This window comes from Deinococcus radiodurans R1 = ATCC 13939 = DSM 20539 (assembly GCF_000008565.1).
GTDB lineage: Bacteria > Deinococcota > Deinococci > Deinococcales > Deinococcaceae > Deinococcus > Deinococcus radiodurans.
Map to the genome: position 1 here is coordinate 1,324,692 of NC_001263.1, position 13,143 is coordinate 1,337,834.

Below are 13,143 nucleotides of genomic sequence, written 5' to 3' on the forward strand. Positions count from 1 at the left end.
TGCCCGCCCTTTTCGTCGGTCAGCAGCCCACGCGGAGTTGTGCCCAGGGCGTCCCGATCAGCGTGCGGAACTCCTGAAGGAGGGCGCCCGCTTCCTGCTTCGTCATCGGGAACTTGTTGAGTTGCCGAATGACCCGGCCCTGGTCGTCGAAGTACACGCGCATTTCGGCGGTCTGGGCCCTACTTTTGACACCCCGGTCGGTGATGCTGCCGTCCTTGTTGACCTGAATGTCGTACTTGTATTCGGTGTTCTGGTAAAGCACGAAATCGGGGCGGCCCGCCGCATCGAACCAGACCGAGGTCAGGGCGGTCATGCCGCCGGGCGTATCTTCGAACGTGACCTCGCTGCGCAGCCGCCGCGTCTTTCCGTTCCTGTCGAGCCAGCGGTCGTAGCTGCCGGTGCTGTCGCCGCAGCCCTGACTGTCGCGGTGTTGCCGCCGGTAGTGTCCGGCCTCAATTTGGGCATTGACCGCCGCATAATTGGCGCGAATCTGCGTGATGGCTGGCGTCGGCGCGAGGGCACCCGCAGCAGGAAGCACAAAAGCGAGGAAGCCGGAAGTCAGGAGTGGCATGTTCCATTGTCGCCCGCGTTGCCGTGTCTTTGGGTGACAGTCAGCCCACAAAAATGAGCCCGCGCCCCGACAGAGGCGACAGGCTCAGTAGTGTTGGGTTTTACTTGAACTTGACCGTCGCCAGCATCTTGCTGAACAGGTCGCTCGCCGCCGCGTACCGGGGCGCGGTGTCGGTGAGCTGGAAGGAGAAGAGGTTCTTGGCGTTGTCGCCGAACCAGACGCGCAGCCGGACATCGCTGCCGCCGCCGCTGAGCTGGTACTCGCGCTCTAGGCCCTTGACGCCGCCGTAAGTCGCGTCCTTGCTGCTCAGGCGCTTGACGGTCAGCTTGGTGCTTTTCAGGTCGGCCTCGTAGTTGTCGGCCTCGGTGCTCAGGTTGACCTTCTCGCCATTGTCTTTCTCGGCAAACAGCAGCCGAATCATGGTCGCGGGCTTGGTCTTGGCCGACACCATGCTCAGGCCCACGGCGCCGTCGCCGAGGTCGATGCCGTACCAGTTGCTCGGCGCGCTGATGGAGAAAGGCAGCCGGGCGTCGCTGAAGGGCACGAGTTTGGTCTGGTCGGCCTGCGCCGCCGCAAGACCAAGCGCGGCGAGGGCCAGGGGAGCGAAACGGTGGAGCGTCATGGGGGGCAAGCTAGCAGCGGCAGGTGAGCCGTTTCTGATGAGGCCGTTCAGGACGCCGTATGCCGCGCGAGGGCCCCCGGCGCGGGCCACAGCCGCCACGCCACCGGCCCCGCCACGTCGCGCAGGTCCACCGGGCCGTAGCTGCGCGAGTCCAGGCTGGCCCCGGTGCGGCGGTTGTCGCCCATCACCCACACCTTGCCGGGCGGCACCCGGAGCGGCCCCTCGTCGTTGACGTAGCCTTCGGTGCTCGCGTAACTCTCGGCCACCTTGTGACCGTTGCGCCACAGTTCGCCGTCCCGAAAGGCGATGAGGTCGCCGGGCAGCCCGATGACCCGCTTGATGTTGTAGGGCCGGTGCCGCACGCCGTAGAGCGTTTCATAGGCGTAGGGGCTATCGGCAGGGGCCTTGAAAATCACCACGTCGCCGTGTTGGAGATAGTCACCGCCCAGACCCCAGGCACGCAGCCAGCGCGGGTATTTCAGCAGCAGCAGCAGCTCGCGGCTGTGCAGGCTGGGCTCCATGCTCTCGCCGTCCACCCGCGCGAGCGTGAAGGCGAAAGTGGTCAGCAGATAAGCGGGCAGCAGGGCGCCCAGAATCCAGGTCCTCCAGAACTCGCGCAGGGGAGAAGGGGGTGCGGGCGGCTCAGACACGCGGGGCATGGTAGCAGGGGAAAAGTTAAGAAACGCCCCGGCTCAGGCGAGCTTCGGACGCCGGGTGGCCCACAGCATCATGCCCCAGGCGGCGAGGCTGAGAGCGGCGCACAGCAAAAAGACCGGGCGGTAGCCGAACACCTGCGCCCACGCCCCCGCCACGATGCCCGAAAGCATGGAGCCGACCACCGAGGTGTTGGAATACAGCGTGGTGGCCGCGCTGAAGCGCCCCGGCATGAGCTGCTGGAAATACGTCATGCCCAGCCCCGCCATCACCGCGAGCACGGCGGCGCGCAGCACCTGGGTGGCGATGAGCAGCGGCATCCCCTGCGCCAGATAAATCAGCGCGAAGTGCACCACGAACAGCAGCAGGCCGGCCTTGATGAGCCACTCCACCCCCGGCAGCCGCTTGGAAAGGACGAAGAGCAGCATCACCGGGATTTCCAGCAGTGCACACAATCCGACCAGAAAGCCCACCTGAGCGCTGGTGCCGTGCAGGGTTTCGGTCACGAACAACGAAAACATGACCATTCCCATGTGCATCGCCATGCCGTAGAGGGTAAACGCCGCCACCACCCAGCCCATCGGCGGCGCGGGCGGAGCGCCGAGTTCCTGGGTGAGCGGCGAGGGCGCGCTGTTCGGCTGTGCGGGGGCTGGCGCGGGCGGGCGAATAAACAGCAGGGGCAGCCCGGCGAGCGCGTAGCAGAGCGCCGCGAGCAGAAACACCCCGCTGAACGACCAGCGGCCCAGCACGGCGGCGCCCACCCCCGGCCCCACCACCCAGGCGAAGGAAAAGACTGCCCGCAGCACCGTGACCGCCTTTTCCGGCAGGTCACCCGGCGCCTGCGCGAAGCCCGAGCGGGCAAAGGCGAAGACCTGCGGAAAGGCCGCCGAACTCACCGCCAGCAGCAGCACGCCCGTCGCCATCACGCCGTAGACCGAGCGCACGCCGCTCAGCGCGAGGTAGGCGAGCACGCCCGCCGCCAGCGTGAGCAGCACCAGCGGTTTGCGGTCGCTGCGGCGGTCGGCCCAGCGCCCCAGCCGGGTGCTGACCAGCACGGCGCTCAGGGCGTTGAAGGTCAGAAAAAGCCCCAGTTGCAGCGGGGTCATCCCCACCTGCTGCACGGCAAACAGCGACATGAACGGCCCGGCAAGCGAGGTCGCCAGCCCCAGCAGCAGCACCGCGAGCGTGAGGCCTAGCGCGTGCGGCAACCGGGCAATCTGCGGCAGGTGCCGGCAATCGAGACTTCGGGTAAAGCGGCGGCGGGGGAAAGGTCGTCAGGGGCAAGGGGGGGCGCGGCAGGCATCAGCCCGTCAGTGTACGCCTCCGGGCCTGAATCGGTTCAGAAAAATGGGACGCTGCCGCTCACGCCCAGGCGCGCACGACCTTCAGGTGCTCGCCGTCGCCGTCCACCACCGCGACCAGCTCGCCGCCGAGGGTGACCACAGCGCGGCCCCGCTGCGGGTGCGCGGGCCGTTTGCCTTGCCGCAGCTCGCGGGCGAGGCGCTCGTCGGCCTCGATGCGCGGAAAGTCCAGCGCGTCCAGGTCGGGAATGGTGGGGGCTTCAGTCAGGTTCTCCAGGCTCACCGCGTCCCGCAGGCTGTAGCGCCCCGCGCGGGTGCGGACCAGCCCGCCGAGGTGCGCGGGCACGCCGAGCGCCGCCCCCAGGTCACGTGCCAGCGAGCGCAGGTAAGTGCCGCTGCCGACGTGCGCCCGCAGCAGCAGCGTGGGAAACTCGCCGAGCGGTTCGGGGAGGGTGAAGGTCAGTCCTGCCGCAGCCGGAGTCCAACTCTGCGGGTCGAAGGTGCGCGGCGCCGCCTGCACGCTCGGAAACATGCCGATCAATTCCAGCTCGTGAATCTCCACGTCGCGGGCGGGAAGGTCGAGTTGCCCCCCGGCCCGCGCCACCGCGTAGGCCCGCTGACCGCCAATTTGAATGGCGCTGTACTGCGGGGGAATTTGTTGTTGCGGCCCCAGGAAGCCCTTCAGCACTTCGCGGAGGTGGTCCTCATCCAGCGGCGGCACCTCGGCCTGCTGCTCGATAGGCCCCTCGGCGTCAAGCGTCGGGGTGCCCGCGCCCAGGCTCACCCAGGCGAGGTACTCCTTGGTGTCATGCTCCATGAACTGCACCAGTTTGGTGGAGTCGTCCACGCACAGCACGACCACGCCGGTCGCCAGCGGGTCCAGCGTGCCGGTGTGGCCCACCCGCTTGGTGCCCAGCGCCCGCCGCGCCCGGTTCACCACGTCGTGCGAGGTGAGATGCAGGGGCTTGTCGGCGGCAATGACGGGCATGGGGCGCAGGGTAGCAGAAGCGGCCCGCCGCGCTCTCGGCAGCTTTACGCGCCGCTCTGCACTTCGCGCTGGCTGGGAAGCTCGCGCGGCAGTCGGGTCCACAGCAGGGCCAGGGCGATTGCGCCGAGCACGACCAGCGTCACCAGACCCCAGCGCGGCCCCAGCGGCCCCTCGCGGCTGATCAGCGTACTGGCGAGCGCCGCCCCCGCCGGGCCCATGCCCACCAGCACGAAGGAATACAGGCTCATCACCCGGCCACGCAGGGCGTCGGGAATGCTGAGCTGCACCGTCGAGTTCGCGCTGATCAGGAAGGTCAGCATCCCGAACCCGCACGCCGCGAGCACTGGCAGCGCGAGGGCCGCCGAAGGCACCGCACTCAGGGCGAGGCTGCTGAGCATGACCAGAGTGGCGCCCAGCCGCAGGTTCCGCACCGGATTGGGCTTGCTCGCCTGCCACAGTGCCCCCGCCATCGCCCCGATGCCGAAGCCCGCCGAGAGCAGTCCGAACGTCGCTTCGCGCGCGCCGTACACCACGCGGGCGTAGTAGGGAATGATCACGTTGAAGTTGATGACCGTCAGGCTCAGGGCACCCACCAGCAGCATCACATTCCGCACGCCGGGGTGGGTCTTGACGTAGCGCAGGCCCTCGCGCACGTCGTCCACCATGCTGTGGTTGCCGCGTTCCTGCACCGGCGGGAAGGGCAGCGTGGCGATGACGAACAGCACGACCAGAAAGGACACCACGTTGAGGTAAAACGGCAGCGCCAGCCGCGCCACGCTGTCGGGGTTGCCCCCGGCGAGCAGCGACACGCCCAGCGCGGCCACCACGCCGAAGAGGGCTTGCCCAATGGTGCGGCTCACGTTGAACGACAAGCTGTTGAGCGCCACCGCGTTCGACACCTGCTCACGCGGCACGAAGTCCACCACCATCGTCTGCCGGGCGGGCATGTCAAAGGCGTTGGCGATGCCCGAGATGAAGGCGAACACCATCACCAGCGGCACACTCACGCTGCCCTGATGGGTGGTCACGGCCAGGGCGATGGCGGTCGTCATCAGGGTGATCTGGGTCGTGAGCAGCACCCGCCGCCGGGGCACGCGGTCCACCACCGCGCCGGCAAACAGCGAGAGCAGCAAGCTAGGCAAAAACTGCGCGATGGTGACCTGCGCGAGCGCGGCGCTGCTGTTGCCCGAGAGTTCCAGCACGAGGTACTGCTGCGCGGTGGACTGCATCCACGAGCCGATCAGCGAGAGAAGTTGCGAAAACCAGTAGCGGCGGTACTCGGGAAAGCGCAGCGCCCCGAAGGTTCGTGAGCGCCAGGCGTTGAAGCTGTTCAGCACCGGCCCAGCATAAGCGCCCGCCCCGCACCTTCCTCACCCCGCCCGTCTTCATGGGAGCTTGCTGTGAAAACTCCTAAATGAGCGGCTGGTATAGGTCTGACTGCGGCCAGACGACTCGCCTCCGCATAAGCGAAAAACCAGCCTGCCGACGTGCAATGGGGGAGATGGGGGTAGAAAATGAGAAAATTTTCAAAATTGGGTAGTCAAACTAAAGAGGTTCATGTTACTTTAGCGAACGTAAATCTTCCCACAGGCCGACCGGTGGCCCTGCCGCTCTTCCTCGCTTCAGCCCTCAGCCGCTGACGAGTGCCTTCCCCTGAGAGACAGCCCGATGACCCAAGTTGCTGCCCGTTTCCGCTTTTCCATTTTCGCCTCGCTCCTGACCACCCTGATCTTGAGTGGGGAGGTGAAAGCGCAGACGGCGCAGCTCGCGTCTTCGCCCGAAGCGACCCTGACCGTGCAGCGCGGTGACACCGCCTACTCCATTGCCCGGCGCAACGGCCTGACGGTGGACCTGCTGCTCGCCTACAACAACCTCGCCTCGCCCGACATCGAAGTGGGGCAGGTGCTGCGGCTGCGTCCGCCCACCCACACCGCGCAGCGCGGCGACACCATCTACGGTCTCTCGCGCATGTACGGCGTGAGTGTGGACGCGCTGCTCGCCGCCAACACCCTGCCCCGCGACACCAAACTGGAAGTCGGGCAGGTGCTGCAACTCCCGGTCGGCCTTGACGCTGCCGCGCCTATGATCGCTGCGCCCGCCGCGCCGCTTCCCTCGCCGAGCGCCCTCGGTCTACCCTCGCTGGCGACCGTTGCCCAGGGAAGCCAGAGCGAAACTGACAGCAGCGGCGCGAGCTGGTACCAGAACGCCATGTCGCTGCTCGGCACGCCCTACGTGCTCGGCGGCACCTCGCGCAAGGGCATCGACTGCAGCGGCTTCGTGCTTCAGGTCATGACGCCGCTGGGCGTCAAGCTGCCGCGCCGCAGCGCCGATCAGGCCCGCGCGGGCGTGTCGGTGGACGACGACGACCTGCGCCCCGGCGACCTGCTGTTTTTCGACACGGTGGGTGCGGGCTCTGTGACCCACGTCGGCATCTACCTCGGCAACGACAGCTTTATCAATGCCAACAGCTACTACGGCAAGGTCGTGGTGGACAAGTTCAAAAGCGACAAATACTGGAGCACTCGTTACCTGGGTGCCCGCCGCGTGATGATGGACGCGCTGGCGAACTACTGAGCGCACTGAGCGCGGAGCGGGTCCGAAGCTGGCCACAGGCCGCGCCCGCCGCTCGTTTACTCTGAGCCTCATGTCTGCTCCTTCACCTGCGCCCCAGCCCCCTCAGAGAGAGCCACCGCAGCCCCCGCCAGCCCAAGCTCAGGCTTCTCGGCCCCGGCGCCGCCCGCTGCTGCACCTGTCCAACCGCGTCAAGATCTGGTTCGCGTCGCTGCTGTCGCTGGCGAGTGGCTACGTAATTTCCAACGTCCGCGAACTCGCGGTGCGGCCCCCGCTCGTGCTCGGCCAGGACGCGGTGAGCACACCGGCCAGCGCTCTGGCGCGGGTCACGCTCGAACACGACCCGCAGCCGTTCATCAACATTGTGCCCGCCAGTGCCGAGGTGAAGACCTTGCTGGTCTTTTACCCAGGCGGGCGCGTGCGGCCTCAGGCCTACGAGTGGCTGGGCCGCGCGCTGGCGGTCCGGGGGGTGCAGACCGTCATTCCGGCCTTTCCGCTGGACCTTGCGATTACGGGCACCGAGCGTGCCGAGGGCCTGATCGCCCGCTATGGCGCCGGCAAACGGGTGGTGCTGGCGGGGCACTCGCTCGGCGGCACCGTCGCCGCGCAGTACGCCGCCCTGCGCCCGGACAAGATTGACGGCCTGCTGCTGCTCGCCGCTTACCCGGCCCCCAACGTCAACCTGCACGACGCCCGCTTTCCCGCGCTCTCGCTGCTCGCCGAGAAAGACGGGGTGGCCGACGCCGGGCTGGTGCGCGGCGGTCTGGAACGGCTGCCCAAAAACACCCGGCTGACGGTCTTGCCTGGCGCGGTCCACTCCTTTTTCGGACGCTACGGCCCGCAGCAGGGCGACGGCGTGCCCACCGTCAGCCGGGCGCGGGCCGAGCGCGAAATCGTGCAGGCGGTGGAAACCTTCATAGACCAGTTGCCTCCGCACGCGTCTCAGCCCTGAGCTGCGCTGTTGTACATCTACGGTTCTGTGTCCCGGCGTGACGTTGCCGGGGCCGGCGCGGCCTATGCTCTGGGCCGATGACTCAGCCTGCGCCGTCCCTGTCTCTTCCCGCCCAGCGTGCGCGCCTGCTCGCCACCGTCGGCCTCATTGTGGGGGTGTTTCTCAACGCCCTCGAATCGAGCGTGGTCGCCACCGCCATGCCAAGTGTCATCAACGACCTGCACGGCCAGTCGCTCTACGCCCTGCCCTTCGCCATGTACCTGCTGACCTCCACCGTCGGCAGTCCGCTGTGGGGGCGCGCGTCGGACCTCGTGGGGCGCAAGCGGCTGTACCTCGTGGGCGCGGTGCTGTTTCTGGTCGGCAGCGCCTTGTGCGGCGCGGCGCAGAGCATGGGCTGGCTGATCGGGGCGCGGGCGCTGCAAGGGCTGGGGGCCGGGGCGCTGCTCACACTTTCCATGACCATCGTGGGCGAACTGTACTCGCTTCAGGAGCGCAGCCGGGTGCAGGCCTTTATCAGCGCGGTGTGGGGCATCTCGGGGCTGGCGGGGCCGCTGCTCGGCGGCTGGCTGACCGAGACGCTCTCCTGGCGTTGGACCTTTTACGTGTCGCTCCCGTTTGGCCTCCTGGCGCTGTTCATGGTGTCGCGCTTTTTGCACGAAACAGGCGAACGCCGCGCCGCGCAGCTCGACTGGGCTGGCGCCGCGCTGTTTACCCTGGGCAGCGGGCTGACCATCTGGGGTCTGGAAATGAAGCTGTGGTCGCTCGTGGGGCTCGGAGTCGCGACCCTGGTGGGGGCGGTGCTGCTCGAACTGCGTCACCCCGCCCCGCTGCTGCCGATGCGGGCGCTGCGCGAACGGACGCCCGCCGTGGCCTTCGCCGGGAACTTTCTGGGCGGCGCGGCTTACTTCGGCGTGATTGCTTACCTGCCGCTCTACGCCCAGGGCGTCTCGGGTAAGGGCGCGACGGCGGCGGGCGCCATCCTCACGCCGATGCTGGTGGGCTGGACGCTGACGAGCATCCTCTCGGCGCAGCTCATTCGTTTTATCCCGCTGGCCCGGCTCTCGCAAATCGGTTTCGCACTGCTCACGTTGATGTTTCTGGCGCTCACCTTTACCGTTCACTCGCCGCTGTGGGTCACGAGTGCGCTCGGTTTCGCGGTCGGCATGGGCATGGGCTTTTCGATGCTGAGCCTGCTGCTCGCCGCGCAGCAAGCCGCCTCGCGCGGCGAACTCGGCGCCGTTACCAGCGGGGTGATGTTCGCCCGGCAGATGGGCGGGGCACTCGGCACCGCGCTGATGGCCCTGCTCATCGGCTCGCACGCCATCGGCGTCGGCGGCATCGAACTCGCCGAGGGTCTGCGCCGCGCCTATTTCCTCGCGCTGGGGCTGGTGGCGGCGGCCTTCCTCGTCAGCCTGCTCTGCCGACGGTGCCGGCGCCGGTGGAGCAGGGGCAAGGAGCCTAGCGCTGTTTCAGACACGGCGGCTCAGTCGGTACGCGCTGAGCCGCCGTGATGCCGCTCGTAAGCTTCGATTTCCTTTTGTAGAAAGTAGTTCAGCGCTGTGCGGATGAACGCGATGGCGCCCAGCTTGCCGATGTCATCCCAAGTGGGCGCGATGGCGGTGAGCAAAATGTCGGCGGCGAGCAGAAATTCCAGCGAGATGGCAAGCCAGCGCCCGAGTTGAAGGCGCAGGCTTTCCTTCACCTCGTCGGGCGCGTGGTCGCGGCGCGCGAAGATGCGGACCGAGCGCCATAGCCCCTCCAGCACCGCCGCCGCAATGATCAGCACCGCCGAAAGTTCGGCCAGCCGCGCCACGTTCATCGCGCCCACTTTGACGAACTGTTCCAAGCTTTCCAGCATGTCTGTCTGTGAGGACTTACAGCTTCAGTGCCAGCGCGACCGCTTCGGCGAGGCCGCCCGCGTCCACATGCCCGACCTGATAGCGCGAGGCGGCGCGGGCCACATCGTCGGCGTTGCCCATCGCCACCGGGTGCCCGACCACTTGCAAGGCCGTCACATCGTTGGCGGCGTCGCCCACCATCATCACGCGCTCCAGGTCCAGCCCGTANGCCTGGGCCGCCCGCCGCACCGCGCTGCCCTTGCTGGTGCCCGCCGCCGTGATACTCAGAAAGCTGATGCCGGGCATGGCCGGGCTGACCGACGGGTGCTGGTCGGTGCCGGGCTGCGGGTGGGCGAGCAGCGCCGCTTCCTCGGCGCGGGGCACCACCCACTGCGCCCGCACGATGGTGCCGGGCAGGTCCTCGGGCTGCCGGGGCTGGTAGGGCACCCCCAGCAAGCGGGCGTGCTGCTCGGCGTACTCGCCCGGCGGCGTGAAGGCGTACTCGGTGTCGGTGTAGACCTCCAGCAGTTGTCCGCTGCGCTGCGCCTGGGCGAGCAGCGCGGGCAACACCTCGGGCGGCAGTGGGGTGGAGAGGCTCTCGCCAGTGTCCACCCGCATACAGGTCGCGCCGTTCTGGAAGACGTGCCAGCCGTCGGGGTCGAGCCGCCGGGCGTAGTTCAGCGCGTTGCCGAACGCCGGGCGCCCGCTGCACAGCACCAGCCGCACCCCCTGCGCTCTGGCGCCTTCCAGGGCCGCCCATACGTCGTCCCGCACCCGGTTGTCGGTCCCGATCAGGGTGCCGTCTACGTCTATGCAGATCATTCCCAGCATGGCGCCCAGTGTAGTGGCCTCAGCCCGGCCAGACCCCTTCGCGCTCCACCGCCGCGCAGCCGCCCACCTGCACCGCCTCCACCCGTGTGCCGCGCACCTCCACCTCGACTTCGATTTCGCCGGGGGTGCCGAGCGCGTGGCCCTGGTAAATCAGCCCGGAGGCCCGGTTCCCACGCAGGGGCAAGCGGCCCTCGCTTGCCAGCAGCGCCAGCAGTGCCCCGCCCGCGCTGCCCGTGACCGGGTCTTCAGGAATCCCCACCAAGGGCGCAAAATCACGGGCGGCAAAGCGGTTGACGCCCACCGGCGCGTAGGCGTACACGCTGACCACGCCGAGCTCGCGGCTCAGCTCGGCAATGCGCGGAAGGTCGGGTTCCAGTCCTTCGAGCAAGGAGGCGTCGAGCAGCGGCAAAAAGACGCTCCACAGCCCGGTGCTCGCCGCCGCCAGGGGCAGCCCCCGGTGCAGCAGGCGGTCGCTCAGGCCCAGCGCCTCGGCGAGTTCGCGGTGCCAGCCTCGCCCCACGGCGCGGGTTCCAAAGGCGGGTTGGTGCATCCACACCCGGCACTCGCCGCCGCCCGCATCCAGCACCAGCCGCAGCGGAATGCGCCCGGCCAGGGTTTCGAGTTCCAGCGCCTCGCCCCGCCAGCGGCCCGCCTGCGCCAGCACCCGCCCGAGCGCCACCGTCGCGTGCCCGCAAAAGTCCACCTCCTGCGTGGGCGTGAAGTAGCGCACCCGCCCCAGACCGTCACTCAGCCGCGTCACGAACACCGTCTCGGGCGCTTCCAGAAAGGCCGCGAGCCGCTGCATCTGCTCGCCTGTCAGTTCGCCCGCGTCCAGCACCACCCCCGCCCGGTTCCCCTGGCCGGGCACAGTGGTGAAAGCAGCAACTTCGGCATAACGCGTCATGGGGGCAGTGTAGAACTTCCGGGCCGGTTCTTCTGTGCCCATAAAAAAACCACCCAGGCGCGGAGCCGGGTGGAGAGGAGTGGGGAAGAGGTTACAGGTCGAGCGGGTCCGGGCTTTCGGTGGCGATTTTGGCCTGGTCCTTTTCGTTTTCCTTGATGACTTCCTGCTTGCCTTCGCCGCCGAGTCCGGGGTTGATGTTCTCAGAGGTGGCGTCGGGCAGGTCGGCAGCGACGTTGCTGTCGGTGGTGGCGAGATCACCGGGATCGGTCATGGCAGGTCTCCTTGCGGCGGCGAGCGGGGGGACAGAAGCTGCCGCCTGCATTTCCGATGTTGTCACGCCCCCGCCCGGAGAGGCATCTGAACAGGCTTTAGCAATCGGCCACTGTTGGCGCCAGAAAGGCTGCTTCACCCGGCAGCCCCCGCTCGCCGCGCACCAGCCGAGCACGGCGGCCCCGCGCCTCGGGGCGAAAGCCGTAGCTCAACACGGCGGGCGCGTCCACGTCGAGCACGGCGTAAGGGTTGTAGAGCGCGAGGTGAAGGTCGGGCCGCGCTCCCGCCAGCGCCGTTTGCCTGTGCCGGAAGGTGGTCGCCAGAATCAGCGGCAGGCCCCGGCCCCGCAGCGCCGCCCAGTTGAGGTCCGCCGCGTCGTCGACGGCGTGCAACTCCACGTCGTACACCTGCCCCAGCTCACGCGCGAGCGTCTGTGCGTCGGCGGCGGCCTCGCTCACCGTCTCGCGCTGCGGTTGCCGCCACGCGACGAGCAGCACCCGCGAGCCGGGCGTGGGCGGCTGCGGCAGGCGGCCCTGCGCGTCGGGCCACGCCGTCAGGCCCCGCGCTCAGGCATCTGCGAGCAGCGCAGCGTCCGCCTGCGGGTCGAGGGTTTCGTCCGCCTGCGCCGGAAAGCGCCGGGCGAGGGCACGCAGCCGTTCCCGCTTGGTCGCCACCGCCGCCTGATTCTCGGGCACATACTCCGCCACCGCTGCCAGCGTCGCCTGCTGCACCTCGCGGCGACCCAGCGCCATGACCAGATCGGCCCCCGCCCGCAGCGCCCGCACCGCCGCCTCGCCCCGGCCATAGTTCGCGTCGATCGCTTGCATTCCCATGCTGTCGGTCACGATGACGCCGTCGTAGCCCCACTCCTCGCGCAGCAGCCCGGTCAGAATGCGCGGCGAAAGGGTCGCCGGATGCTCGGCGTCGAGCGCGTCGTACACGATGTGCGCGGTCATGATGGCGGGCGTCTCGGGCAGCAGAGCACGGAAGGGCGCGAGTTCGCCCGCGTCCAGCTCGGCGCGGCTTTTGCTCACGCGTGGCAGGGCGAGGTGACTGTCCTGGTGGGTGTCGCCGTGACCGGGAAAATGCTTGGCGCAGGGCGCCACCCCCTCCCGCGTGTGTCCGGCGAGCGCGGCCCGCCCATGCCGCGTGACCCGCGCCGCGTCCGAGCCGTAAGCGCGGTCCCCGATCACCGGATTGGCTGGATTCACGTTGATGTCGAGCACCGGCGTGAAGTTCCAGTTGATCCCCACCGAGCGCAGTTGCCGTGCCAGCGCTGCGTTCACGTCCTCGGTGAGCTGCTGGTCGTCCGCCGCCCCCAGGCTCATCGCACTCGGCGCGAACGGCCAGAACTCGGGCCGGGTAATCGCCCCCCCCTCGTGGTCGATGGCGATCAGCGCGTGCTCACCCATCACCTCGCGCAGGTCCGCGCAGAGGCGTCGCAGTTGCTCGGCGCTCTCCACGTTTTTCCCAAACAGGCACACTGCGCCGATGCCGTGTTCGCGCAAATAAGCAGCGGTGTCTTTGTCGAGTTCGGGGCCGGGAAGGTCGATCATCAGCAGTTGGCCGGGCCGCACGGGGTCAAGCCGGGAAGGTTCAGATATGGGAGACATGCAGCGAAGTGTAGCGGCGGGCCCTCAT

At 68.4% G+C, this 13,143-nt stretch carries 15 protein-coding genes; 3 read left to right on the plus strand and 12 right to left on the minus strand.

The window, feature by feature from the left end; genetic code table 11:
- Window positions 1-19 precede the first annotated feature (19 nt).
- The 6 genes from DR_RS06795 to DR_RS06820 all read right to left on the minus strand — a co-directional run bounded on the left by DR_RS06795 (window position 20) and on the right by DR_RS06820 (window position 5,473).
- Window positions 20-571 (minus strand): hypothetical protein, encoded by a 552-nt coding sequence (locus tag DR_RS06795; RefSeq protein WP_027480017.1) that lies wholly within the window; start codon window positions 569-571, stop codon window positions 20-22.
- A gap of 100 nt (window positions 572-671) precedes the next feature.
- Window positions 672-1,193 (minus strand): hypothetical protein, encoded by a 522-nt coding sequence (locus DR_RS06800; RefSeq protein ID WP_034350427.1) that lies wholly within the window; start codon window positions 1,191-1,193, stop codon window positions 672-674.
- Between the two features lie 47 nt (window positions 1,194-1,240).
- The gene (lepB, locus tag DR_RS06805) at window positions 1,241-1,852 is read right to left on the minus strand and encodes a signal peptidase I (protein WP_010887963.1); all 612 of its coding nucleotides are present in this window, start codon (window positions 1,850-1,852) and stop codon (window positions 1,241-1,243) included.
- A 33-nt stretch (window positions 1,853-1,885) separates the two neighbouring features.
- Window positions 1,886-3,055: a sugar efflux transporter gene (locus DR_RS06810; RefSeq protein ID WP_010887964.1), complete on the minus strand. Its 1,170-nt coding sequence runs from the start codon at window positions 3,053-3,055 to the stop codon at window positions 1,886-1,888.
- A 154-nt stretch (window positions 3,056-3,209) separates the two neighbouring features.
- A complete protein-coding gene (gene truB, locus DR_RS06815) occupies window positions 3,210-4,136 on the minus strand; it encodes a tRNA pseudouridine(55) synthase TruB (protein WP_010887965.1) in 927 nt (308 codons plus the stop codon).
- A gap of 44 nt (window positions 4,137-4,180) precedes the next feature.
- On the minus strand, window positions 4,181-5,473 hold the full coding sequence (locus tag DR_RS06820; RefSeq protein ID WP_010887966.1) for an MFS transporter: 1,293 nt from the start codon (window positions 5,471-5,473) through the stop codon (window positions 4,181-4,183).
- A 331-nt stretch (window positions 5,474-5,804) separates the two neighbouring features.
- On the opposite strand from DR_RS06820, the gene DR_RS06825 reads away from it, so the two are divergent.
- From DR_RS06825 to DR_RS06835, 3 genes are all read left to right on the plus strand, one after another.
- On the plus strand, window positions 5,805-6,710 hold the full coding sequence (locus DR_RS06825; RefSeq protein WP_010887967.1) for a C40 family peptidase: 906 nt from the start codon (window positions 5,805-5,807) through the stop codon (window positions 6,708-6,710).
- 70 nt (window positions 6,711-6,780) lie between these two features.
- Window positions 6,781-7,659 carry an alpha/beta fold hydrolase gene (locus tag DR_RS06830; protein ID WP_010887968.1) on the plus strand — a complete coding sequence of 293 codons (879 nt, stop codon included), beginning with the start codon at window positions 6,781-6,783 and terminating at the stop codon, window positions 7,657-7,659.
- Between the two features lie 77 nt (window positions 7,660-7,736).
- Window positions 7,737-9,170 (plus strand): MDR family MFS transporter, encoded by a 1,434-nt coding sequence (locus DR_RS06835; RefSeq protein ID WP_010887969.1) that lies wholly within the window; start codon window positions 7,737-7,739, stop codon window positions 9,168-9,170.
- Here the strand turns inward: DR_RS06835 and DR_RS06840 are convergent.
- From DR_RS06840 to nagZ, 6 genes are all read right to left on the minus strand, one after another.
- The gene (locus DR_RS06840; protein WP_034350431.1) at window positions 9,143-9,517 is read right to left on the minus strand and encodes a DUF1622 domain-containing protein; all 375 of its coding nucleotides are present in this window, start codon (window positions 9,515-9,517) and stop codon (window positions 9,143-9,145) included. The two genes, DR_RS06835 and DR_RS06840, sit on opposite strands and share 28 nt — an antisense overlap.
- Window positions 9,518-9,533: 16 nt before the next feature.
- The gene (locus DR_RS06845) at window positions 9,534-10,328 is read right to left on the minus strand and encodes a Cof-type HAD-IIB family hydrolase (protein WP_010887971.1); all 795 of its coding nucleotides are present in this window, start codon (window positions 10,326-10,328) and stop codon (window positions 9,534-9,536) included.
- 19 nt (window positions 10,329-10,347) lie between these two features.
- Complete coding sequence (locus DR_RS06850; protein WP_027480019.1) at window positions 10,348-11,232, minus strand: PhzF family phenazine biosynthesis protein; 885 nt, start codon at window positions 11,230-11,232, stop codon at window positions 10,348-10,350.
- A 91-nt stretch (window positions 11,233-11,323) separates the two neighbouring features.
- Window positions 11,324-11,503, minus strand: a complete 180-nt coding sequence (locus DR_RS06855; protein ID WP_027480020.1) for a hypothetical protein — start codon at window positions 11,501-11,503, stop codon at window positions 11,324-11,326.
- 97 nt (window positions 11,504-11,600) lie between these two features.
- A complete protein-coding gene (locus DR_RS16755; protein WP_010887974.1) occupies window positions 11,601-11,999 on the minus strand; it encodes a hypothetical protein in 399 nt (132 codons plus the stop codon).
- A 69-nt stretch (window positions 12,000-12,068) separates the two neighbouring features.
- Window positions 12,069-13,115: a beta-N-acetylhexosaminidase gene (gene nagZ / locus DR_RS06860; protein WP_010887975.1), complete on the minus strand. Its 1,047-nt coding sequence runs from the start codon at window positions 13,113-13,115 to the stop codon at window positions 12,069-12,071.
- Window positions 13,116-13,143 lie beyond the last annotated feature (28 nt).